Source organism: Pseudomonas sp. 1121_17 (genome assembly GCF_052850745.1).
On sequence record NZ_VXCX01000018.1, the window covers coordinates 12,394 to 34,275 of the forward strand.

Sequence of the window (21,882 nt, forward strand, 5' to 3'; positions counted from 1 at the left end):
TCGCAAAAGTTGTTCGGTTACACTGATTTCACTCCAGTGCCGCGGTCCTCGCCAGGACCGCCCCGACCCGACTAGTGAGAGGTTGTCCATGGCTGACTATAAAGCGCCCCTGCGTGATATGCGCTTCGTTCTCAATGAAGTCTTCGACGTGGCCACGCTGTGGGCACAGCTGCCCGAGCTGGCCGAGGCGGTCGACCAGGACACCGCTCTGGCGGTGCTGGAAGAAGCCGGCAAGGTCACCGCCCGCAGCATCGCGCCGCTCAACCGCGCCAGCGATGAAGAGGGCTGCCACTGGGACAACGGCAGCGTACGCACCCCGGCCGGTTTCATCGAGGCTTACCAGACCTACGCCGAAGGCGGCTGGGTCGGTGTTGGCGGTGATCCGCAGTTTGGCGGCATGGGCATGCCCAAGGCGATCTCGGCTCAGGTCGAAGAAATGATCAACGCCTCGAGCCTGTCGTTTGGGCTGTATCCGATGCTCACCGCAGGGGCCTGCCTGTCGATCAACGCCCATGCTAGCGAAGTGCTCAAGCACAAATACCTGCCGAACATGTACAGCGGCGTTTGGGCCGGCTCGATGTGCCTGACCGAGGCCCATGCCGGCACCGACCTGGGCATCATCCGTACCAAGGCCGAGCCGCAGGCGGATGGCAGTTACAAGGTCAGTGGGACCAAGATATTCATCACCGGTGGCGAGCACGACCTGACCGAAAACATCATTCACCTGGTGCTGGCCAAGCTGCCGGACGCACCCGCGGGGCCCAAGGGCATTTCCCTGCTGCTGGTGCCCAAGTTCCTGGTCAACGACGACGGCAGCCTGGGTGAGCGCAACTCGGCCCACTGCGGCTCGATCGAGCACAAGATGGGCATTCAGGGCTCGGCGACCTGCGTGATGAACTTCGACGGCGCGGTCGGCTACCTGGTCGGCGAGCCGAACAAGGGCCTGGCGGCCATGTTCACCATGATGAACTACGAGCGCCTGGGCGTCGGTATTCAAGGCCTGGCCTCGGCCGAGCGCTCTTATCAGAACGCCGTCGAGTACGCCCGCGATCGCCTGCAAAGCCGCTCGCCAATCGGCGCACAGGCAAAAGACAAAGTCGCCGACCCGATCATCGTCCACCCGGATGTGCGGCGCATGCTGCTGACCATGAAAGCCTTGATCGAAGGCGGTCGAGCATTCTCCACCTACGTTGCCCTGCAACTGGACAACGCCAAGTACAGCGAAGATCCGATCATGCGCAAGCGCAGCGAGGACCTGGTGGCATTGCTGACCCCGGTGGCCAAGGCGTTCATGACTGACACCGGGCTTGAATGCACCGTGCATGGCCAGCAGGTGTTTGGCGGCCACGGTTACATCCGTGAGTGGGGCCAGGAGCAACTGGTGCGCGACGCGCGCATCACCCAGATCTACGAGGGCACCAACGGTATTCAGGCGCTGGACCTGATGGGCCGCAAGGTGGTCGCCAGCGGTGGCGCGTTGTACCAGGTGTTTGCCGACGAAATTCGCCAGTTCGTGGCTGGTGCCGATAGCGAGCTGGGCGAATATACCCTGCCATTGGCCACTGCCCTGGATCAATTGGATGGGCTGACCGAGTGGGTTATCGAGCAGGCCAAGCTCAACCCGAACGAGATCGGTGCAGCTTCGGTTGAGTACCTGCACGCGTTCGGCTATGTCGCTTATGCCTATATGTGGGCGCGCATGGCCCAGGCAGCCAAGGCAGGCGAGGGCGATGCGGCCTTCTATCAGGGCAAGCTGGGCACGGCGCGGTTCTACTTCGCGCGGTTGCTGCCGCGGGTGGATTCGCTGGTGGCTTCGGTCAAGGCGGGTAGCGAGTCGCTGTATCTGCTGGACGCCGCGCAGTTCTGATCGCCGGCGTTGCATGCCATAACAAAGCTGGGGTGATTTGTAAGCCTTTTCCTACACGACGTGGTGACTTTTCGCCTCTATCTTCAGATTGGATCCACAGCTAATATTTCTCACATGGACGGAACGCAGGAAGCGTAAAGGACAGAACAGGGACACGAAGGAATCTCGCCAGGATGGTGAGGCGATAGGGATGTCAGGGAAACAGTCTGGAAAACCCCGCTTAGGCGGGGTTTTCTTTGTTGCGTGGTTTTTGCCGTCAGCCCAGTACGTCCAGCGGCGACACGCCCAGCGGGCGACCGTCGGTTTCTTCTTCGAGCAATGTGCGCAACAGCTCCAGCGAAGCCTGTTGGCGCTGCGCATCGCGAAACACCAGGCCAACCTTGAGTGGTACGCGGGGTTCGCTGAGGGGCTTCCACAGTAGCCCCTGATCATCCTCGGCCGCCGCCTTGGCGCGCCCTGGCAGGATGGTTGCCAGCGAGGTGTGCGCCAGGCTGTCGAGGATTCCCGCCATGTTGTTCATTTCGGCCTGTACCTGCGGCCTGCGGCCCTGGCTGGCCAGCTGCTCCTTCCAGATCTGGCGGATCTGAAACTCTTCACCCAGCATAAGCAGCGGCAATTCGGCCGCCTGCCTGATCGAGACCTTCTTGAAGTCCTTCAACTGATGAGTGTTGGGGATGACCAGTTGCAGCTCATCTTCATACAGCATCAGCCCGTGCAGGCCTGCCTGGCGCGGCGGCAGATAGCTGATGCCGATATCCAGATTGCCATTGAGCAGACGCCGCTCGATCTCCAGCCCCGACAGCTCGTAGATCTGCACCACCAAATGCGGCTGCGCCCGGCGCACGCGCTCCAGCAACTGCGGCACCAGCCCGGGGCGGACGGTCTGCAGGACACCGATGGCGAGGGTACGCAGTGCCTGGCCTTTGAAGCTGCGCATAGCCTCATGGGCGCGCTGTAAACCGTCGAGCAAGGGCTGGGCATGGTTGTACAAGGTGTGCGCGGCCAGGGTCGGCAGCAGGCGCTTGTTGCTGCGCTCGAACAGGCTCAGGTCGAGGCTGTGTTCCAGTTGCCGAATCTGCTGGGACAAGGCCGGTTGCGACAGTGACAGGCGTTCGGCAGCACGGCCGACGTGGCCTTCTTCATAGACCGCGACGAAATAACGCAGTTGGCGAAAATCCATAAGCAACACTTATCGAAAAAGCTGGGAAATCGAAATGGCCAGGGTGCCCGGTTGTGCCTAGTCTAGCGGCGTTTTCAAGCATTTACCTGCTGTTGCAGCGACCGATTGTTGCAGTCGCTGAAAAACACTTTTGATAGGCCACGCTGAAAGATCGGTCTGGAGTTCTGATGAATCTGTTCAAGCTGCGTCGGCCAGCTGTCGCGGTGGTCGAACCTGTACCAGCAGCACCGGCAGCTGCCGCGTCGCTATCGAGCGAATGGCTGATGGCGTCCGCCGCGCTGCCTGCGCCGATTTTTGTGCGTGGGCAGGGCTCGTGGTTATGGGACAACGACGGTCGGGCTTATCTGGACTTCACTCAAGGCAGTGCAGGCAACAGTCTCGGCCATTGCCCACAAGTGGTGAGCGAAGCGCTGAGTGCTCAGGCCCAGACATTGCTTAACTGCGGCGGGCAGCTAACCAACCACAACCAGTTGCTGCTGGCGCAGAAGCTTTGCCAGAGCACCGGCAGTGACCAGGCATACCTGCTCAACAGCGGTGCCGAAGCGTGCGCAACGGCGATCCGCCTGGCGCGTAAATGGGGCCAACTGCATCGCAGCGGCGCCGATCATGTCATTACGGCCAGCCAGGCTTGCCACGGGCGCGGTCTGGATACGTCGGGCTTCAGCCAGGTGCCGTTCAACGACCTGAGCGCACTGCACGCCGCCGTCGACTCGCGCACGGTCGCGATCATGCTCGAACCGATCCAGGGCGAGGCCGGCGTTATCCCGGCCAGCCGCGAGTATCTCCAGGGTGTCGAACGGCTGTGCCGCGAGCTGGGCATTCTGCTGATTTTCGACGAAGTACTGACCGGCATCGGCCGCTGCGGTGCGTTGTTGGCCGAACAGCGATATGACGTGCGTGCCGACATCATTGCCCTTGGCACAGGCCTGGGGGGTGGCGTGCCGGTCGCCGCGTTGCTGGCCCGCGGCAGCGCCTGCTGCGCCGAACCTGGCGAGCTGCAAGGCAGCCAGCACGGCAATGCGCTGATGTGCACGGCCGGCCTGGCGGTATTGGAGAGCGTGCTCGCGCCTGGTTTCTTCGAGCAGATCAAGGACCGCGGCCGCCACCTGCGCGAAGGCTTGAGCAGGTTGTCCGGCCGTTATGGTCATGGCGAGGTGCGCGGGCAGGGTCTGCTGTGGGCGCTGCAGTTACACGATGAGGTGGCGTCAGCGTTGGTGCAGGCGGCATTGCAGGAGGGCTTGTTGCTGCAGGCGCCCCAGCCCGATGTAGTCCGCTTTGCCCCGGCGCTGACGATTAGCCGCGGGCTTGTCGACGAGATGCTGCTGAAGCTGGCCAGAGCCTTTGCCCGGCTGCACGGGCAACAGCACAACCGTCGCGAGATGCGCGCCTGATCGGCAATAGCGCTCACTTATTTCAACGAACCGTCTGGCGTTTCTGCGCATCGCCCCTGGCCTGTCTTATTCGGCCCGGGGCGTTTTTTTGCGCACGCTGTAGGAGCGGATTACGCTCATTCGGCAAACCCTACCCGCGAGCGCAATACCGCCGCCTGCGGAACCTCTGCGCAAGCGCGCGAGTCTGTGTAGTAACCACTGACGGAGAGACATGCATGGACTTCATTCGCATCATTATCGCGATCCTTCTGCCGCCGCTTGGCGTGTTCCTGCAGGTCGGCTTTGCCGGTGCGTTCTGGCTGAACATCCTGTTGACGTTGCTGGGTTATATCCCCGGCATCATCCACGCGGTGTATATCATCGCCAAGCGCTGACGTGACGAGGGCCGCGCTGCGGCCCTCTGTTGCAATTGCGGCGTACTCGGCTCAACGGTCGAGAACCCGGCAATAGAACTTCCATTCTTCCACGAGTGCATGCGCAAGGTTCTCGGCCTTGCGCAGACCATGCCGCTCACCGGCATAAAAATGCCCTTCAGCCTCGATCCCGTTAGCTTTGAGCGCCGCCAGCATGGCGCGAGTCTGCTCGGGCACCACCACGGCATCCAGTTCGCCCTGGAAGAAGATCATCGGCACCTTGATTTGCTCGGCGTGCAGCAGCGGCGTGCGTTGGCGGTAGCGCTCGGCGTCTCGTTCAGGATCGCCAATCAGCCAGTCCAGGTAATCCCCTTCGAACTTATGCGTCGCCCGTGCCAGCGCCAGCGGGTCGCTGACGCCATAGAGGCTGGCGCCGGCGCGAAATACATCGGCGAATGCCAGCGCGCACAGGGTGGTGTAGCCGCCAGCACTGCCGCCGCGAATGAACGCCTGCTGCGGGTCGATCAGGCCAAGCCCCGCCAGGTAACTGACTGCAGCGCAGGCGTCTTCGACGTCGACTTCGCCCCAGCGCAAGTGCAGCGCTTGCCGATAGGCGCGGCCATAACCGCTGCTGCCGCGGTAGTTGAGGTCGGCCACGGCAAAGCCGCGTTGGGTCCAGTACTGGATGCGTGGGTCGAGTACCGGGTAGCAGGCCGAGGTCGGCCCGCCGTGGATGAACAGCACCAGCGGCGCGGCGCCTTGCGGCTGGTTGGCCGCCGGGTAGAAGAAGCCATGCGCATGGGCGTCGCCGCTGGGATAGCGGATCGGCTGCGGGCGACTGACCCGCTCGGCGGGCAGCGGCAGGCCACCGCCGCTAAGCACGCTGGTCTGGCCGCTGACACGCTCGATGGCGATGACTGCGGCTGGGCTGATCGGCGAGGCGGCGATGGCGTAGATATGGCGGTCGTCCAGAGCCAGACTGCGAAAGCGGGTGTACTCGCTGGCGAAGCGCTGAACCTGATCACCGCTGTGCAGGCCAAGCTGGGCAAAACCGTCTTCGAACCAACTGGCCAGATAGCTATCATGGGCGATTGCCAGCCAACTGCTGGCACCCAGTTGCCAGGGCGCGGCGGCGTGGTCGGCGGCGACTGCTGGTAGTGCTTTCCAATCGCCCTCGATCTCGCCCCATGGCTGCCAGAAACCGTTGCGATCAGACAGGCAATACAGCCTGCCTTGCCTGTCGAAGCGGGGTTGCTGCAAGGACTGCTCTGGGTCGATATCGCCGGCCAGGCATAGCGCGGCAGTCCACTCGCCGTGGCTGTCGCGCTGGCGACACATCAATCGAGTGCGGGTCCAGGGCTGTGCCGGGCGGTCCCATTCGATCCAGGCCAGGCGCTGGCCGTCTTCGCTCAGGGTCGGTGCCGAATAGAAGTCGGCGCCTTCGGCCAGCACTTGACGGCCCTCAGCGGCGAAGCAGACCAAGCGGTGCACAACGCTGTCAGCGTGCTGCTCTTCGACAGCGAGCACTGAGCCGGCATGCCACAGCACATCTCCATAGCGGCAGTCGGCGGCAACGGTCAGGGCGCGTGGCGCAGAGCCATCGAGGCCTTGCAGATAGATCTGCTGATCGGACTCGTTGACGAATACCAGCACGTCCTCGCCCAGGCAGAAGCTACCGCCGCCGTATTCGTAGACTCGGCTGCGTGCGCTGAAACCGTCCGGGGTCAGGCAATGGGCTTGCTGCTCGCGCCAGTGCCACAGGCGGCAAGCGCCGTCGGCAGGGCGGAATTCGTTCCAGAACAGCCCGGCCGCGCCGACCTTGAGGTCGGCGAAGTCGGTGCCGGCGGCGACGGCTTGGGCGGCGCTGAACTCAGCCGCGGGCGATGACTCGGGAGTTTCGTTCATTGCGGAATGTCAGCTCTTCGATGGCCTGATGGGCGTGCTCGGCTTCCTCACGTGCCTGGAGGATGATGCCATGCTCGGCCGACTTGGCGCACACCGGGTCGGCGTTGCTGGCATCGCCGGTAAGCATGAACGCCTGGCAGCGGCAGCCGCCGAAGTCCTTTTCCTTCTCGTCGCACGAACGGCAGGGTTCGGGCATCCAGTCGAAGCCGCGGTAGCGGTTGAAGCCGAACGAGTCATACCAGATGTGCCGAAGGTCGTGCTCGCGCACATTGGGGAACTGCACCGGCAACTGCCGCGCGCCATGGCAGGGCAGTGCGGTGCCGTCGGGGGTGACGGTAAGAAAGATACTGCCCCAGCCATTCATGCAGCCCTTGGGTCGCTCTTCATAGTAGTCAGGGGTGACGAAAATCAGCTTGCATGGGTTGCCAGCTGCCTTGAGCCGCTCGCGGTACTCGTTGGTGATGCGTTCGGCCCGCTCCAGCTGCGCACGGGTTGGCAACAGCCCGGCGCGGTTGTGCTGCGCCCAGCCATAGAACTGGCAGGTGGCAAGCTCGACGAAGTCGGCCTCAAGCGCCACGCACAGCTCGATGATACGGTCGATCTTGTCGATGTTGTGCCGGTGGGTGACGAAGTTGAGCACCATCGGGTAACCGTGGGCTTTGACGGCGCGGGCCATTTCGAGCTTTTGCGCGAAGGCTTTTTTCGAGCCGGCGAGCAGGTTGTTGACCTGCTCGTCACTGGCCTGGAAGCTGATCTGGATGTGATCCAGCCCGGCGGTCTTGAACTCGGCGATGCGCTTTTCGGTAAGGCCGATGCCTGAGGTGATCAGGTTGGTGTAGAAGCCCAGCCGGCGGGCCTCACCGATCAGCTCGGCAAGGTCTTGGCGCACCAGTGGCTCGCCGCCAGAGAAGCCCAACTGTGCCGCGCCCATCTCGCGCGCTTCGGCCATGACCTTGAACCACTGTGCCGTGGTCAGCTCCTGGCCTTGCTCGGCAAAATCGAGCGGATTGGAGCAGTACGGGCATTGCAGCGGGCAGCGGTAGGTTAGCTCGGCGAGCAGCCACAGCGGCAGGCCGACGCCGGGCTTGCCGGCTGTTTCAAGCGAGGACGATCCAGTGTTCGGCACGGGCCACCTCCATGAATTGCTCGATGTCGTCAGCGACCTCGGGCACATCGGGGAACTGCTGGGAAAGCTCGGCGATGATCACCGCGACCGAGCGCTGGCCATTGATCAGGCCGCCAATCAGCGCGGCACTTTCGTTGAGTTTGATCATGCCCTCCGGGTACAGCAAGACGTGGCCTTGCTGCGCCGGCTCATACTGGTAGCGGTAGCCTGGGCGCCAGCTGGGCACCTGTTGACGGTCAAGACTCATAGTGTGATCCCCTTGTGCCAGACCCGCTCGCGGGTGACGGAGTGGTAGGGAGGGCGGTCCAGCTCATAGGCCATGCTCATGGCGTCGAGCATGCTCCAGAGAATATCCAGCTTGAACTGGAGGATTTCCAGCATGCGCTCCTGGCTGGCGCGGGTGGTGTAGTGCTGCAAGGTGATCGCCAGGCCGTGCTCAACGTCGCGCCGGGCTTGGCCAAGACGGGTGCGGAAGTACTCGTAGCCAGCCGGATCGATCCACGGGTAATGCTGTGGCCAGCTGTCGAGCCGCGACTGGTGAATCTGCGGCGCGAACAGCTCGGTCAACGAGCTGCTGGCGGCTTCCTGCCAGCTGGCGCGGCGGGCGAAGTTGACGTAGGCGTCGACCGCGAAGCGCACGCCGGGCAGCACCAGCTCTTGCGAGCGCAGTTGCTCCGGGTCCAGGCCGACCGCCTGACCCAAGCGCAGCCAGGCTTCGATACCACCGTCTTCACCGGGCGCACCGTCGTGGTCGAGCAGACGCTGGATCCACTCGCGGCGAATCTCTCGATCCGGGCAGTTGGCGAGGATCGCGGCGTCCTTCAGTGGAATATTCACCTGATAGTAGAAGCGGTTGGCGACCCAGCCCTGGATCTGCTCGCGGCTGGCGCGGCCGTCATACATTGCCACGTGATAGGGGTGATGGATGTGGTAGTAGGCGCCCTTGGCGCGCAGAGCCTGCTCGAATTCGGCAGGCGACATCGGCGTTGCGTCGCTCATGTGCGGCTCCTACAGCTCGATGCTCATGCCGTCGTAGGCGACTTCGACGCCGCGGCGTTCGACTTCGGCGCGCTCGGGCGAGTCTTCATCGAGGATCGGGTTGGTGTTGTTGATGTGGATAAGGACCTTGCGCTGGCTGGCGAAACCGTCCAGCACTTCAAGCATGCCGCCTGGGCCGCTCTGCGCCAGATGGCCCATCTCGCGACCGGTGCGGGTACCGACGCCACGCTGCTGCATTTCATCATCACGCCATAGCGTGCCATCGACCAGCAGGCAGTCGGCACCCTGCATCATTTCCAGCAGGGAGTTGTCGACCTGACCGAGACCTGGGGCGTAGAACAGCTTGCCGCCTGTGCGCAGGTCTTCGACCAGCAGGCCGAGGTTGTCGCCTGGATGCGGGTCGAAGCGGTGCGGCGAATACGGCGGCGCGGCGCTGCGCAGCGGGAACGGGGTGAACTTGAGGTTGGGGCAGGCCGGGATGACGAAGCTGCCTTCGAGTTCGATACGGTTCCAGGCCAGGCCGCCGTTCCAGTGGCTGAGCATGTTGAACAACGGAAAACCGCTGGTCAGGTCCTGATGGACCATTTCGGTGCACCAAACTTGATGCGGGCAGCCTTCACGCAGGCTGAGCAGGCCGGTGGTGTGGTCGATCTGACTGTCGAGCAGGACGATCGCGTCGATGCCGCTGTCGCGCAGTGCACGGGCCGGCTGCATCGGTGCAAACGCCTGCAGTTGCGCGCGGATATCTGGCGAAGCGTTGCACAGGACCCAGTGCTCGCCGTCGTCGGACAGCGCGATCGATGACTGGGTGCGCGCCTGCGCGCGCAGCGAGCCATCCCTGAAACCCTTGCAGTTGACGCAGTTGCAGTTCCACTGCGGAAATCCGCCACCGGCAGCTGAACCAAGAATCTGGACGTACATGGCCACCCTCTATGCAAAATGCTGTAGGCAAAAACAACAACGCCCCGGCGGGACCGAGGCGTCTAACCGCAAGCCAGGCTTAGCGGTTGGCGAAGTACATGGTCACTTCAAAGCCAATACGCAGATCAGTGTAAGCAGGTTTTGTCCACATGGGATTACTCCTTCGGGATGGGGCTTGAGGGTTGTCAGCTACTTATTTGGTACCCCCTGAGGCAGGAGGTTCCATTTGCTGAGGTTGCGCTATCTTACAAGATAATTATGTACCAGAAGGTTCATTTTGCGAGAAGGGTTGTTGCGTGGCGAGTAACAATCACGGCCAGAGCGAGTCAGGCGCTGGGCTGTTGGCCAGGCATAGCCAGCCGTGCTGGGCCGTAATCAGGGCTGTCAGCAAGGCGTCCAGACTAGTTTGATCGGTGTCCAGAATAGCTGCTTGCAGCACCCCGAGATCGGCCGCTGCACCGGCCAGGTGGCTTTGCCATGCCCACTGCGCGACTTCGGCGTCGGGCATCGCTGCCTCGTCGAAGCTATCAGCCAAAGCTTGCCGAACGGCGGTGTCGAGGGTCACGCCTGCGCTGAACACCTCAAGCAGATGTGCGAGGATCTGCGCCGGCCGGACGTGGGGCGATTGCACGCCAAACAGCAGGCCGCCGATGCCGTCGGTCTGGCGGAAGGCGCTGAACACTACGTAGCCCAATTGCAGTTCGACCCGCAGGCGCTGGTACACCGGGCCCTGCAGCAGTTGTGCAAGCAGCCGTCCGGCGCCTTGTAGCTGCGCCGGCAGCGGACAGAAAAGTAACAGCGCGTGTTCGCTGCCTGTTACGTCGGCATATAGCCAGCGTTTGCCCGACACAGTGCTGGCATCGAGCGACTGCTCTTGGTCGGCAGCCTCGTCCCACATCGTGCGGGTGACTGCCGAGCCCAATGCTGCCAGTTCAGGGTCGCCGAAGCCGACCGCCAGGCCTCGGCAGCGAGTGCTCCGCCAGACCTGGTCGAGGATCGCCTGATCCAGCACTCCGGCAGTATCTGGCTGAGCGGTGGGCGCAATCGCTACCTCGTCGGGCCAACGCTTGAGCAGCGCCCTGATCGGAATCAACGCAGGTTCATCCGCTACGGGTGCTTGCCAGCAGTCAGCAGCAGGTTGGTTCAACACTGCCAGCGCCTCTTCAACCAGCCGTACCACGGCTGCGGGGAACCCGGCGCAGCGTAACTGCCAGTACTCGCCGCTGCTGCTGAAGTCCATGTGCAGCGAGGCCTGCTCGGCGCGCTCGGTCAGCGGCCGTAGGGCGTTGACCAGCACAGCGTGCAGGCGCTGGCGCAGAGGTGTTGCGATCCTCCAGCGCAGATACAGCGCGGCGTATTGGCGCGAGCTGGGCAGGCAGGTACTGACGCTCAGGGCGGCTGGTAGCGCTGCCGTCGGGTTGGGCAAGCTCGCGAGCAGCAGAGGATCGGCGGGCGGCAGTTGCCAGCTTGCGTATGCCTGCAGCGGCAGGCCATCCAATACTGCAGTCAGGGCCTGGAGCGATCGCGCATCGAGTGCTTGCAGCGGGTTTTCACGGCTGTCTCGCTGCGCCAGCTCCAATGCGCTGGCGGACATCGCCCGGCGCTGTTGCAGATGAGCATAGGCTGCGTTCAACGCGTCGAAGTCTGCTTGCCTGATGAACTGCAACCAGCCGTGCAGCAGCGCTCTTACCTCATCGACCTGCGCGGTGTCGGTCAAGCGCAGACGTATCGTCCAGAGCAACTGGCCGGCGAAGGCATACAACAGCTTTGGCTGGCATTCACGCACCCAGCCGCGTTGGCGCAGTGTGTCCAGCCAAGTGCCTTCGCGGCTGTCGCTGATGCACCCCAGCAGCAATGCCATGGCCTGCTGCGCACCCGCCGGCAATCCATCGTGGGCAAACAGCAGGTCGAGTTGGCCGTGCTTGGGCGCTGGTAGCACCAGCGGTTGTTCTTGCAAAGCCGGTGGCAACGCCTGCAGCACTCGCTGGCCGCTGGCGAAAACGCTGGCGTAGCGCTCGCCCATGGCTTGCAGCTGGTCCAGCGACTGCGGCCCGCACAGGCTGAGGACCATTTGCCCGCCCTGATAGAAGCGTTGGTGAAAGCCCCTGAGCTCGCGCTGAAACTGCGGGTTGTGCAGGTTCAGGCTGTATCGGTTGCCCGCATGAAAGCCGCGCAGCGGATGACCCGCCGCTAGCCGCTGGAGCAGCGTGAGCTGGTCCTGCGCTTCACGATTGCGCGACCAGGCGATGAACTCGGCGTGTATCACCTCGCGCTCACTGACTTGGCGCGCCAGGCTCAGGTCAGGCCCGGCGAGCATCTGGCATAGGCGCTCGAGGCCACCGGCCAGTGCAGCGGGCGGCACTTCGAAGAAAAAGTCAGTGGTACGTTCGCGGGTGCTCGCGTTGACCTGGCCGCCAACGCCCTGAACGTAGCGCATCAGGCCGTCGTCCAGCGGGAAGCGCTCGGTGCCGAGGAAAAACAGATGCTCGAGAAAGTGTGCCAAGCCAGGCCAGCGCGTCGCTGCATCATGGCTGCCCGCATGCACGCGCAAGGCCGCCGCCGCACGCTTGAGCCGCGGCGCGTGACGCAAGGTAAGGTGCAGGCCGTTGGCCAGGGTCAGATGGCGAGTGGCGTCAGGCATGAGTTCTCCAGGGGCGAGTGCGCATGCTAGCGCATTCACGCTCAGCGCTGGTGCAGGTCGCGCCGCAGGTCCTGCAAGTACGGGAATGCCTGGCGCCCGGCCACGACCTGTTGCCTGTCCAGCTCCGCGTGCAGCTGGCATTCATCTTCGCCAGCCAGCGCCAGCACAGCGCCGTCCGGGCCGATGATGCTGCTCTGCCCGCAATAATGGATATCGCCTTCCGCGCCACAGTAATTGGCGTAGACCAGGTAGCACTGGTTTTCCTGGGCGCGTGCACGCACCGTCACCTGGCAGACGAAGTCATATGGCTTCATGTTCGCCGTCGGCACAAGGATCAGCTCGGCGCCATCCAGCGCCAGACGCCGGGCGTTCTCGGCAAACTCGATGTCGTAGCAGATCAGCATGCCGACCTTCCACCCATTCAGCTCGACCACCGGGAAGTGATTGCTGCCGGCATCGAACATGGCCCGGTCCAGCTCACCGAACAGGTGCGTCTTGCGGTAGTTGGCCAGGCTGCGGCCATGGCTGTCGATCAACTGCACGCTGTTGTAGATGGCGCCGTCTTCGCCGCGCTCGGGGTAACCATAGACAATGGCAATCCCGAGCGCCTGGGCGATCTCGACCACGGCCATGGCCGAGGGCCCGTCCGACGCTTCAGCCAGCTGCTCGACCTGTTCACTGCCGATGTTGTAGCCGGTCAGGAACATCTCCGGGCACACCAGCAACTGCGCGCCGCTGGCGGCTGCCTGGTGCGCCTGCTGCTGCAGGCGTTCGAGGTTGCCAGCCAGGTCGAGGGGGCCGGGCTGGCCTTGATACAGAGCGATGCGCATGCCGCCTCCTGGTCAGTCGGGCAGGGCGATCGGCCCAAGCTCGTCGAATACGTCGCCTGGGCCGGGGTTGTCCGGGTGGGTCTTGCCGCCGAAGTGGTTGATGATACCCCACACCGCGTTCAGCGAAGTCTGCACCGCGCCTTCGACCCAGGCCGGGGTCCACGACACATCGTCACCGGCGATGAAGATGCCGCGTTGCGCGCTCGGCAGGTGGTCCTGCATGAAGTGCGCGTACATCCGCTGGTTGTAGCGGTAGTGGCCCGGCAGCGCACCTTTGAAGGCGCCGAGGAAGTACGGGTCGGCCTCCCATGAGATGGTGATCGGGTCGCCGATGATATGCCCGGCAATGTCGGTGTTCGGGTAGATCCGGTGCAGGGCGTCCAGTGCCAGCTGCACGCGTTTTTCCACCGGGTGCGGGAGCATCTTCAGGGCGTCGCTCATCCACGCGTAGGACAGGCAGATCACCCCCGGCTTGTCGTCGCCGTTGTCGAACAGATAGGTGCCACGGGTCAGGCGGTCGGTGAGGGTCATGCTCATCAGATCGCGGCCGGTTTCCGGGTCCTTGTCCTTCCAGAACGGCCGATCGACCATGACGAAGGTCTTCGACGATTGCATGTAGCGGGTGCGGTCCAGAGCCATCCACATCTTCTGCGAGAACAGCGACTCTTCGCAGTCGATCTGGGTGGTCAACAGCCAGCTCTGGCAGGTGGTCAGCACAGCGGCGTAGTGGCGGCAGCCGCCCCAGGTATCGGTGACCGCCAGTTGGCCATCGCTGGCACGGGCAATCCGTTTGACCCCGGTGCGCGGCGCGCCGCCATGCAGCGAGCTGAGGCTGGTGCCTGCCGGCCAGTGCGCGCAACGCTCTGGCACATGGCGCCAGATGCCTTGAGGCACCTGCTCGACACCGCCGACGATCAAGTGCTGGTGATCGTCGCAGTTGGTCATTACCACGCGGAAGATTTCCAGCATCGAGTTGGGAAAGTCCGAGTCCCAGCCGCCGGTACCGAAGCCAACCTGACCAAATACCTCGCGGTGCTGGAAGCTGAGCTTGGCAAAGGCCTTGGAAGTGGCGACGAAGTCATAGAACGTGCGGTCGTCCCACAGCGGTACCAGAGTGTTCCACAGCTCCTTCAGGCGCGGCACATCGCGGTCGCGGATGGCCTGCTGGATATCACCAAAGCGCGCGCCGCTTTCCAGCGCGTCCGCCCAGGCGTCGGCGACTTCTTGAAACAGCGCCGGTAGATCAGCTGCGCTTTCGGCGTAATACGTCTGGCCTTCGAGATCTATCACGGTACTTGGCGAAGCAGGGGTCAGCGGGTTGGGAAACGGTTTGGTTTCCAGGCCCAGCTTGTCGACGTAATGGTAGAACGCCGTCGACGACACCGGGAAGCGCATTCCGCCCAGCTCGGCGATGATCCCGTCGGTGCCGTTGAAGGCTTGCGAGCGCAGACGGCCGCCCATTTTCGACGCTTCATACACCACTGGTTTGAGGCCAAGCTTCATCAGTTCGTAGGCCGCTACCAAACCGGCAATACCCGCACCGATAATCGCTACTTCTTCGCCCTGTCGATCCAGCGGAATACTACCCAGGCCGGCCGGATGCTCTAGCCAGTCGTCAAAAGCGAAGGGGAAGTCTGGGCCAAAAATCGTGATTGGTTTCTTGCCGTCGGCGGGGTGGCGATTGTTGTTCATGTAATGACCTTGCCAGGAGCTGCGCGGAGGGCGAAGCGTGAGTATAGAAAATGCCTGGGGTCATTCTAGGGCGTGCGCAGTTCGTTATTAAGATCTATGCTGACGTCGTTTTAATCTATGTGTCGTCATTTTGAGGTTAATGGTGTCGTTGTGACGACAGCAGTAAATGGCTGTCAGATCGGCTGGCCGCGGTCTATCTTGCTGCTGAGGATGATCGACGTGGTGGTTTTTTCCACACCGTCCAGGCTGCCGATCTGGTCGAGCAACTGGTCCAGCTGTTCCGGCGATTCGCTGTGCAGCCACGCCACGTAGTCGAACTCGCCACTCACGGCACACAGCTGTTGCACCTGGCCCATGGCCGTCATCCGCCGCACTACCTCCTTGCCCGCGCGCGGTTGGACCTTGATCCCGACATAAGCTTGCAGCCCACCGCCGATCAGGCGCTGGCCCAGGCGTACGCCGTAGCCGGCGATGACTTTGCTGTTTTCCAGGCGCTCCAGGCGTGAATTGACCGTGGTGCGGGCAATGCCTAGCTGCCGGGCGAGGTTGGCGACGCTTTCGCGGGCGTTGATCTGAAGCAGGGCGATCAGCTGGCGATCGATTTCGTCGAGGATGATTTGACGCGGTTGCGACATGTCGGCTCTCTGCAGCTGGAACTTGAGTGAAGACACTTATAACGCAGATAAACCCACTGCGGCACAGTCGCGGGCAGACTGGCGCAGTTGATCTATACTTTTGAAATCAATCGCAGTTCACACGCCAGTGGGTGTCAGGCCAACCGGGACGTAATGCCTGGCGATAACCCTTGAAGTCTTTAGCAGTTCCAGAGATGGGAAGGATGACCAGATCCAAGGACCTTACACAGCTGCAGGTCGATGGCATTTTTTGCATCAGCTTGCGTGATCGCGCCGATCGCCGCCTGCTGCTGCAACACGAGTTCGCAGACAGCGGGCTAAAGATCGAATTTGTGCTGGTCGAGCGCGATCAGCACAGCCCTGAACGGGGCTGTTTCGATTCCCATGTTCAATGCGCGCGCATTGCCTTGGAGCGCGGCTGTCGGCGCGTGTTGATTCTCGAGGACGACGCCACGCTGGTAGCGTTCGAGCCGTTTCAGGTCGAGCAGGTCAACCGCTTTCTGCAGAGCGCCGATCCAGAGCTGTTCTACCTGGGCGCAAACCTGGGCAAGGTCTGGTTGACTTGGCGCCGTGGCATCGCCCGGGTGCGTGCCCGCGGCAGCCATGCTTATCTGCTGTCGAACCGCGGCTGTCAGCGCCTGCTGGAGCAAGGCGGTTATGCGGGCACTGCTCTGGACAAGGTCTTGGCGCAGCACTATCGCGGTTACATGGCCTTCCCCATGTTGAGCCAGCAACAGCCCGAAGAAATCGCCGCCAGCGATATCGTCCGCGCCCGCTCCACCGACGGCACCGCCGCTGATGCGGCGTTCTGGCGCGATAACTGGCGCCGGCAGTACAGCCAGGTGCTGCGTAATGTGGGCAAGACGCTGTTGTTGCGGGACTTGTAAGGGGCGATGCCATTGATCAGCGGTGGCAGAGATTGATCTGATAGCGAGTACTGCGTCCGCCGCCGGGCAGGCGTACCAGGCAACCTTTCTCGATCAGGTCGCTGAGGTGGCGAGTTGCAGTGGCTTTCGATACCTTTGCCACTGCTTGATACTGACCTGCGTTGATCCCATCAGCAAACCCCCCACGTTCATTGAACAGATCGCCATCGAGCAGGCGGTTGAGTACTTTGATCTGTTCGGCTGAAAGTGCCTGCTGGCCATGCTCCTGCCAGAATCGGGCCTTGCCCAGCACTCTGTCGATCCGTGCCTTTGCCTGCTCAAGGCTGCGCAGCAAGGTTTGCAGGAACCATGTCAGCCACGGGGTTATGTCCAGGCTCCCTTTCTGGCTGGCCTCAAGAATCTCGTAATAGCCTTTGCGATCCTCGAGAATGCTCGCGGACATGGCGTAGAAGCGAATCGCCTGCGGTTCTCCCTGAGCCAACGCCAGGTCGGTGATTGCCCGTGTCAGGCGGCCATTGCCGTCGTCAAAAGGGTGCAGCGTGACAAACCAGAAGTGCGCAATGCCGGCGCGCAGGAATGGATCGAGGTTGGGGGCGTTGCGGGTGGCGGCGAACCAGTCCAGGAACGCTGACAACTGTTCATCCAGCCCTTGCCGAGGCGGTGCCTCGAAATGCACCTTGGGCCTGTCGAGCCGACCTGACACCACCTGCATCGGCTCCTCACCCCGCAAGCTGCCCACCCGTACAGGTGCCGATAGCCGCTGCTCGTCCGCCGGAAACAACAAATGATGCCAGCGCAGTAAACGCTCCTGCGTCAATGGTGCAGCCTGCTCGCGAGTGGCATCGAGCATCAACTCCGCCAGGCCCTCACTGCGCGGGCTGGCGCGGCCCTCGGCGTCCAGCCCCAACCGACGCGCCAGAGAGGAGCGCACCGACTCGACATTGAGCTGTTCGCCCTCGATGGCCGAGCTGGTGATGATGTTCTGTAGCAGCGCCTCGAGCGTGTTACGAGCCTGGTCGGTGTTGCTGACCACACCGGCCATCCCAACCAGACGACCTTGTGCCAGAGCGCAGGCACGCAGCAACGGTGCGAGCGGCTCTTCTTGCCAGGTAAACGTTGGCCAATCGGCGTGTAGCCAGATCCAGAACGGGAGAGTCATGTGGGGAGGGCCTCAGGGTGTGAGCCGATTATAGGTCTTATTCGGCTCACTTTGTGAGCCGAATAGCGTTGCTAATCGGCTCACCCACGGCACTGCGTTCCCTAGAGGCCCTTGCGGCGTAAACGTATGACGCCGCCCCAGTTGTTACCTTAAACGGCAGATGCAAATGCATCTTGCAGCCCTGAGGCTACAAGAAACCGAGTTTTTTGGAGGTTTTTAGCCTCAGGGCTACAAATCGGCGGGCTGTCATTACGGCATCAGTTAATGGACCAGCTTGGATTTCCGCTGACACTGAGTATCCAGCAGAAACGAAAAAGCCGCGCATTGCGCGGCTTTCAATTTGGTGGGCCCACACGGACTTGAACCGTGGACCAAAGGATTATGAGTCCTCTGCTCTAACCAACTGAGCTATAGGCCCCAGAGGTGGCGGGGATTATAGCTAGGGTTTTGAATGGGTGCCATCCGAAAGATCCGATAGTGCTAAACGCAGGAGGCCTGCGGCGAATTCTTCCGGCGGCAGTGGCAGGCTGACGATGTAGCCCTGGATCTGTTCGCAGCCTTCAGCGGCGAGGAAATGCTGCTGCGCCTGGTTCTCTACCCCTTCGGCAATGATGGTCAGCTGCATGCTCCGGCCGAGGGCGATGATCGCACGAGTGATCGCAGCGTCGTGTGGGTCGTCGGGCAGGCCGCGGATGAATGACTGGTCGATCTTGAGGATGTCCAGCGGCAGGCGCTTGAGGTAGCTCAGGGATGAATAGCCGGTGCCGAAGTCGTCGATCGCCAGTTGCACGCCGAGCTGCTTGAGCTGATGGAGTACGCTGAGGGCTTCTTCGGCCTGGCTCATGATGAAGTTTTCGGTGATCTCCAGCTGCAGGTCGCCGGCCTTGAGCTGGTAGGTCTTGAGCAGTTGCTCGATGCGCTTGGCCAGGTGGGGCTGGCGCATCTGCGCGCCGGCGAGGTTGATCGACAGCGGGCCGAACGGCTGATAGCGCTTTTGCCACTGGTGCATCTGCCGGCAGGCTTGTTCCAGTACCCAGTCGCCAAGCTGGAGGATTGTGCCGTTCTCTTCAGCGAGATGGATGAAATGCTCTGGGGAAACGTCGCCGAAGGTTGGGTGGTTCCAGCGGATCAGGGCCTCTGCGCCGACCAGGTTTTGCGTCTTGAGGCTGAGCTTGGGCTGGTAGCACAGGCTCAGCTCGTTGCGTTCGATGGCGCGGCGCAGTTCGTTTTCCAGAGCCACGCGCACGCTGGCCTGGGCCGTGAGGTCACGGGTGTAAGCTTCGACCCGGTTGCGGCCTTTGGCCTTGGAGCGGTACATCGCAGCGTCGGCGTTGCGGATCAGGCTGGCGACGTCGCTGCCGTCTTGTGGGTAGAGGCTGATGCCGATACTGGCGCTGGTGAAGAACTCGTGTTCGCCGGCCTGGAACGGCGCGCTGAAGCAGGCCAGCAGTTTGTTGGCGATGGCACTGGCGTCACTTGGCTTGTGCAGACCAGGCAGCAGAATGATGAATTCGTCGCCGCCCAGCCGCGCCACGGTGTCGACGTCGCGCACCTGTTCCTTGAGGCGCTGGGCAATGCCTTTGAGCAGCAGGTCACCAACCGGGTGGCCGAGGCTGTCGTTGATGTGCTTGAAGCGATCGAGATCGAGGAACAGCACCGCGCCCTGGCGGTTGGACACCTGCGAGCACTGCAGCGCGGCATGCAGGCGGTTTTCAAACAGGGCGCGGTTGGGCAGGCCGGTCAGTGGGTCGTGATGCGCCTGGTAATCCAGTTTCGCCTGGGCGTGCTTGAGGCTGGAGATGTCGGCAAACACCGCCACGAAGTGAGTGATCTCGCGCTCGCTGTTACGCACCGCGCTGATGGTCAGCCAGCTCGGGTACAGCTCGCTGTTCTTGCGCTTGTTGAAGATCTCGCCTTGCCAGTGGCCTTCGGCAGTCAGCTGGTGCCACATGGCAACGTAGAAGGCGCTGTCGTGCTGGCCGGAGGCGAGCAGGCGCGGGGTTTGGCCCAGGGCTTCGATTTCGCTGTAGCCGGTGATTTCGCTGAATGCCCGGTTGACTGCACTGATGCGCTGATCGGTGTCGGTGATCAACACACCTTCGGCAGTGTTTTCAAACACAGTGGCGGCCAGTTGCAGTTTTTCCTGCATGAGGTGGCGTTCGGTGATGTCGCGGGCGATGGTCAGCATGCAGTCGGCGCCGGCAATCGGCAGCGGTCTGGCGGACAGCTCACAGAGGCGAATCTGGCCATCGCTGCGGCGAATGTGGCAGCTGAAATCACGCACGAAGCCGTCTTTCTTGAGTTTGCTCAGCAGCAGCTTGCGTTCGTTGAGGTCGACCCAGATGCCCAGGTCCAGTGAGGTTTGATCAAGGCGCGGGTCAAGGTTGTAGCCGGTCAGGCGGCAGAAGCCTTCGTTGACCTCGAGCAGCAGGCCGTCGCTCTGCCTGGACAGCAGCAAGCCGTCGGGCGAGGCGTGGAAGGCCTTGGCAAATTTCTCTTCGGAGATCTGCAGGCGCTGCTGGGTTTCCTTCAGCTGGCTGATGTCGCGTACGGCCACGACCACCGCCGGGGTGCCGTCGAGGTCGAAGGTCTCTGCCGAGGTGAGGCCGGTGAACAACTCGCCGTTGCTGCGCCGGAAGCTCATCTCGAGGTTGCGAATACCGCCCAGGTGCAAGCGTTCCAGTACGCTCGGGCCGCTGCCGCTGACGCCCCACAGACCAAGCTCGGTAGCGGTGCGGCCGATCACCTGATTGGGGCCGAGGCCGATCTGCTCCTCGAATGCTTCGTTGACCTCAAGCAGGCAGCCGTCACTGTGCCGAGCAATCAGCAGGATGTCCGGGCATTGCTGAAACACCGAGGCGAACTTCTGCTCGGACAGGCGCAAGGCATGCTCGGTACGCTTGGTCTCGCTGATATCGATCATCAGGCCGCGCATCACCGAGCGCTGGCCCTGTTCGATCATGCTGACGATGTCGCGCACCCACAGCGTATGGCCATCGGCGCGGATCACGCGGTAATCGAGACTGTGATCGCGGCCGGCGGCAGTTTCGCTGTCGCAGTAAGCCTTGGCCCAGAGCGCGTCCTCGGGATGCACGATGCTGCTCCAGAAACCGGGTCTGAGCCAGTCTCCCAGGCTGTAACCGAGCAGGTCTTCGGCGTGGGGCGAGACGTAGCTGTAGGTGAAATCGTTGGCGTCGGCTTCCCATGCGACCGCCAACAGGCTTTCGACCAGGCTGCGGTAATGGTATTCGCTGCTGCGCAGTTCCTGTTCAAGCGCTATGCGCCGGGATATTTCCGAGCTGAGCCGGCGATTGATGCGGATGACGGCAGCGAGAACCAGCATCAGCAGCACAACTGTCGGCAGGCCATAGAGCAGCATGTCGTGCCAGAAACTGCGCTGATCGACGACGTTACCGACCCAGCGCTGCTGGATGTCATTGACTTCATCGCTGCTCATATCGGCGATGACTTTGTCGAGGATGGCCACCAGTTGCTTGTTGTCCCGGGGTACGCCCATTGCCAACTGGTAGCGGTAGGGTGTTTCGCCGCTGACGTAGAGCCCATCGAGCTTGAGCTCGCGCAGGCTCCAGATACTCGAAGCAAGGTCACCTACCACGGCGTCCACTTCGTCGGTCGCCAAGGCTTGCAGGGCCGAGCTGACATTGGGCAGGGCGACCAGATTGAGGTCGGGGTGGTGGGTGCGCAGCAGTTCATGGGGCGCGTAGTTTTCTACCACCGCGATCTTCAGCCCGTACAGATCCTTGAGCGTGCGCGGTTGCGGGCCGCCTTCATGGGCCAGGATAACGATCGGGAAGTCCAGGTATGGGCGGGTGAAGGACAGGTAGTTTTGCCGTTCTGGGGTCGACATAACGCCCGGCAGTAAATCGAGCTGATTGTTGCGGGCGAGCTCAAGCACCTCGCCCCAGGTCTTCGGCTCGGTCGGCTTGAGAGTGACGCCAAGACGCTCCTGGATCACATTGATGTAATCGGCGGCCAGTCCCTGGTAGAGGCCCTCCTGATCGCGAAACTCGAACGGGGGCCAGGATGCGTCCACGCCCAGGCGCAGCTGTGGATGGGCGCTGAGCCAGGCTTGCTCGTCTTCGGTCAGGGTCAGGGCGCCGGCCGTTGCGCTCCAGTAAAACAGGATCAGCAACAGTAGGGCCGGCATTTTCGGCATAGCAGCCTCTAGGCAGATAGTCTGAATTCGAGTGTAGCCGTGCATTGCTGCGGGGTGTGAGGGTAAGACGATTAACTTCGGCAGGAATTCAACAGCTGGCGGGATTGCCCCGACAACTG

Annotated in this window: 17 protein-coding genes and 1 tRNA gene; 4 read left to right on the top strand and 14 right to left on the bottom strand. The window is 62.5% G+C overall.

The window, feature by feature from the left end; translation table 11 throughout:
* Nucleotides 1-88 precede the first annotated feature (88 nt).
* Nucleotides 89-1,867, top strand: a complete 1,779-nt coding sequence (locus FW789_RS23010) for an acyl-CoA dehydrogenase C-terminal domain-containing protein (protein ID WP_103435214.1) — start codon at nt 89-91, stop codon at nt 1,865-1,867.
* Between the two features lie 256 nt (nt 1,868-2,123).
* Here the strand turns inward: FW789_RS23010 and FW789_RS23015 are convergent, their stop codons facing one another.
* A complete protein-coding gene (locus FW789_RS23015) occupies nt 2,124-3,047 on the bottom strand; it encodes a LysR family transcriptional regulator (RefSeq protein WP_103435213.1) in 924 nt (307 codons plus the stop codon).
* 167 nt (nt 3,048-3,214) lie between these two features.
* Between FW789_RS23015 and FW789_RS23020 the strand changes: the two genes are divergently transcribed.
* Nucleotides 3,215-4,438, top strand: coding sequence for an aspartate aminotransferase family protein (locus FW789_RS23020; RefSeq protein WP_411564187.1), 1,224 nt, complete (start codon nt 3,215-3,217; stop codon nt 4,436-4,438).
* A 215-nt stretch (nt 4,439-4,653) separates the two neighbouring features.
* Complete coding sequence (locus FW789_RS23025) at nt 4,654-4,812, top strand: YqaE/Pmp3 family membrane protein (RefSeq protein WP_101322414.1); 159 nt, start codon at nt 4,654-4,656, stop codon at nt 4,810-4,812.
* Nucleotides 4,813-4,863: 51 nt separating this feature from the next.
* On the opposite strand, the gene FW789_RS23030 is transcribed toward FW789_RS23025, so the two are convergent.
* The 10 genes from FW789_RS23030 to FW789_RS23075 form a co-directional block, all read right to left on the bottom strand.
* A complete protein-coding gene (locus FW789_RS23030; RefSeq protein WP_446432094.1) occupies nt 4,864-6,696 on the bottom strand; it encodes an alpha/beta hydrolase family protein in 1,833 nt (610 codons plus the stop codon).
* On the bottom strand, nt 6,662-7,822 hold the full coding sequence (pqqE, locus tag FW789_RS23035; protein ID WP_340612756.1) for a pyrroloquinoline quinone biosynthesis protein PqqE: 1,161 nt from the start codon (nt 7,820-7,822) through the stop codon (nt 6,662-6,664). The genes FW789_RS23030 and pqqE overlap by 35 nt, the downstream gene beginning before the upstream one ends.
* Nucleotides 7,794-8,069 carry a pyrroloquinoline quinone biosynthesis peptide chaperone PqqD gene (pqqD, locus tag FW789_RS23040; protein ID WP_103435209.1) on the bottom strand — a complete coding sequence of 92 codons (276 nt, stop codon included), beginning with the start codon at nt 8,067-8,069 and terminating at the stop codon, nt 7,794-7,796. Before pqqD ends, pqqE begins: the two co-directional genes overlap by 29 nt.
* On the bottom strand, nt 8,066-8,821 hold the full coding sequence (pqqC, locus tag FW789_RS23045; protein WP_101322410.1) for a pyrroloquinoline-quinone synthase PqqC: 756 nt from the start codon (nt 8,819-8,821) through the stop codon (nt 8,066-8,068). The genes pqqD and pqqC overlap by 4 nt, the downstream gene beginning before the upstream one ends.
* A gap of 9 nt (nt 8,822-8,830) precedes the next feature.
* Nucleotides 8,831-9,742: a pyrroloquinoline quinone biosynthesis protein PqqB gene (gene pqqB / locus FW789_RS23050; RefSeq protein WP_427116780.1), complete on the bottom strand. Its 912-nt coding sequence runs from the start codon at nt 9,740-9,742 to the stop codon at nt 8,831-8,833.
* 79 nt (nt 9,743-9,821) lie between these two features.
* Nucleotides 9,822-9,893 (bottom strand): pyrroloquinoline quinone precursor peptide PqqA, encoded by a 72-nt coding sequence (gene pqqA, locus FW789_RS23055; RefSeq protein ID WP_003243383.1) that lies wholly within the window; start codon nt 9,891-9,893, stop codon nt 9,822-9,824.
* A 159-nt stretch (nt 9,894-10,052) separates the two neighbouring features.
* A complete protein-coding gene (pqqF, locus tag FW789_RS23060) occupies nt 10,053-12,383 on the bottom strand; it encodes a pyrroloquinoline quinone biosynthesis protein PqqF (protein WP_446432095.1) in 2,331 nt (776 codons plus the stop codon).
* 41 nt (nt 12,384-12,424) lie between these two features.
* On the bottom strand, nt 12,425-13,213 hold the full coding sequence (locus FW789_RS23065) for a carbon-nitrogen hydrolase family protein (RefSeq protein WP_446432096.1): 789 nt from the start codon (nt 13,211-13,213) through the stop codon (nt 12,425-12,427).
* Between the two features lie 12 nt (nt 13,214-13,225).
* Nucleotides 13,226-14,905 carry a flavin monoamine oxidase family protein gene (locus FW789_RS23070; RefSeq protein WP_101322406.1) on the bottom strand — a complete coding sequence of 560 codons (1,680 nt, stop codon included), beginning with the start codon at nt 14,903-14,905 and terminating at the stop codon, nt 13,226-13,228.
* Between the two features lie 173 nt (nt 14,906-15,078).
* The gene (locus FW789_RS23075) at nt 15,079-15,540 is read right to left on the bottom strand and encodes an Lrp/AsnC family transcriptional regulator (RefSeq protein ID WP_101322405.1); all 462 of its coding nucleotides are present in this window, start codon (nt 15,538-15,540) and stop codon (nt 15,079-15,081) included.
* A 203-nt stretch (nt 15,541-15,743) separates the two neighbouring features.
* Between FW789_RS23075 and FW789_RS23080 the strand changes: the two genes are divergently transcribed.
* A complete protein-coding gene (locus tag FW789_RS23080; protein ID WP_103435205.1) occupies nt 15,744-16,427 on the top strand; it encodes a hypothetical protein in 684 nt (227 codons plus the stop codon).
* Nucleotides 16,428-16,443: 16 nt separating this feature from the next.
* On the opposite strand, the gene FW789_RS23085 is transcribed toward FW789_RS23080, so the two are convergent.
* The 3 genes from FW789_RS23085 to FW789_RS23095 form a co-directional block, all read right to left on the bottom strand.
* A complete protein-coding gene (locus tag FW789_RS23085) occupies nt 16,444-17,586 on the bottom strand; it encodes a Fic family protein (protein ID WP_446432097.1) in 1,143 nt (380 codons plus the stop codon).
* 341 nt (nt 17,587-17,927) lie between these two features.
* Nucleotides 17,928-18,004 (bottom strand) — tRNA-Ile (locus FW789_RS23090).
* A gap of 21 nt (nt 18,005-18,025) precedes the next feature.
* Complete coding sequence (locus FW789_RS23095; RefSeq protein WP_446432098.1) at nt 18,026-21,763, bottom strand: bifunctional diguanylate cyclase/phosphodiesterase; 3,738 nt, start codon at nt 21,761-21,763, stop codon at nt 18,026-18,028.
* Nucleotides 21,764-21,882 lie beyond the last annotated feature (119 nt).

What these genes read in the sequence shown, in the direction of transcription:
- pqqD (WP_103435209.1), bottom strand. Translation starts at nt 8,069, where the DNA reads ATGAGTCTTGACCGTCAACAGGTGCCCAGCTGGCGCCCAGGCTACCGC.
- FW789_RS23085 (WP_446432097.1), bottom strand. Translation starts at nt 17,586, where the DNA reads ATGACTCTCCCGTTCTGGATCTGGCTACACGCCGATTGGCCAACGTTT.
- FW789_RS23095 (WP_446432098.1), bottom strand. Translation starts at nt 21,763, where the DNA reads ATGCCGAAAATGCCGGCCCTACTGTTGCTGATCCTGTTTTACTGGAGC.
- pqqF (WP_446432095.1), bottom strand. Translation starts at nt 12,383, where the DNA reads ATGCCTGACGCCACTCGCCATCTGACCCTGGCCAACGGCCTGCACCTT.
- FW789_RS23080 (WP_103435205.1), top strand. Translation starts at nt 15,744, where the DNA reads ATGACCAGATCCAAGGACCTTACACAGCTGCAGGTCGATGGCATTTTT.
- FW789_RS23015 (WP_103435213.1), bottom strand. Translation starts at nt 3,047, where the DNA reads ATGGATTTTCGCCAACTGCGTTATTTCGTCGCGGTCTATGAAGAAGGC.
- pqqB (WP_427116780.1), bottom strand. Translation starts at nt 9,742, where the DNA reads ATGTACGTCCAGATTCTTGGTTCAGCTGCCGGTGGCGGATTTCCGCAG.
- FW789_RS23025 (WP_101322414.1), top strand. Translation starts at nt 4,654, where the DNA reads ATGGACTTCATTCGCATCATTATCGCGATCCTTCTGCCGCCGCTTGGC.
- FW789_RS23010 (WP_103435214.1), top strand. Translation starts at nt 89, where the DNA reads ATGGCTGACTATAAAGCGCCCCTGCGTGATATGCGCTTCGTTCTCAAT.
- FW789_RS23020 (WP_411564187.1), top strand. Translation starts at nt 3,215, where the DNA reads ATGAATCTGTTCAAGCTGCGTCGGCCAGCTGTCGCGGTGGTCGAACCT.
- pqqC (WP_101322410.1), bottom strand. Translation starts at nt 8,821, where the DNA reads ATGAGCGACGCAACGCCGATGTCGCCTGCCGAATTCGAGCAGGCTCTG.
- FW789_RS23065 (WP_446432096.1), bottom strand. Translation starts at nt 13,213, where the DNA reads ATGCGCATCGCTCTGTATCAAGGCCAGCCCGGCCCCCTCGACCTGGCT.
- FW789_RS23075 (WP_101322405.1), bottom strand. Translation starts at nt 15,540, where the DNA reads ATGTCGCAACCGCGTCAAATCATCCTCGACGAAATCGATCGCCAGCTG.
- FW789_RS23070 (WP_101322406.1), bottom strand. Translation starts at nt 14,905, where the DNA reads ATGAACAACAATCGCCACCCCGCCGACGGCAAGAAACCAATCACGATT.
- FW789_RS23030 (WP_446432094.1), bottom strand. Translation starts at nt 6,696, where the DNA reads ATGAACGAAACTCCCGAGTCATCGCCCGCGGCTGAGTTCAGCGCCGCC.